The sequence below is a fragment of the Psychrobacter sp. PP-21 genome, from assembly GCF_033790785.1.
Lineage (GTDB): Bacteria > Pseudomonadota > Gammaproteobacteria > Pseudomonadales > Moraxellaceae > Psychrobacter.
In genome coordinates, this window is sequence record NZ_JAMYEB010000099.1 from 1 (window position 1) to 410 (window position 410).

Sequence of the window (410 nt, forward strand, 5' to 3'; positions counted from 1 at the left end):
GTTTTCGCGAGGCCCATGGGTTGCGTTAAGCCGCCCGGACCGTGGTCATGAACGCGCTCACCTTCTGCTTCAGGCTCGCGCTGTCGGCCGCCAGCGACCGGGCCGCCGTCAGAACCTGCGACGAGGCCACACCCGTCTCGGACGCTCCGCGCTGCACGTCGGCGACGCCCGTCGAGACCTGCTGCGTGCCGTGCGCGGCCTGCTGAACGTTGCGCGAAATCTCCTGCGTCGCCATGCCCTGTTCCTCGACCGCCGCGGCGATCGCGGACGAGATGTCCGAAAGGCTTCCGATCGTATCGCCGATCTCCTTGATCGCGGCGACGGATTCGCCGGTCGCCGTCTGCATGCCGCCGACCTGCTCGCTGATCTCCCCGGTCGCCTTCGCGGTCTGCTCGGCGAGGGCCTTCACC

Annotated in this window: 1 protein-coding gene; it reads right to left on the bottom strand. The window is 69.0% G+C overall.

Translation table 11 applies throughout. From position 1 onward, the window contains the following. Nucleotides 1-25: 25 nt before the first annotated feature. A partial coding sequence (locus tag NJD71_RS13745; protein ID WP_319052454.1) for a hypothetical protein occupies nucleotides 26-410 on the bottom strand: 385 nt, incomplete at its 5' end.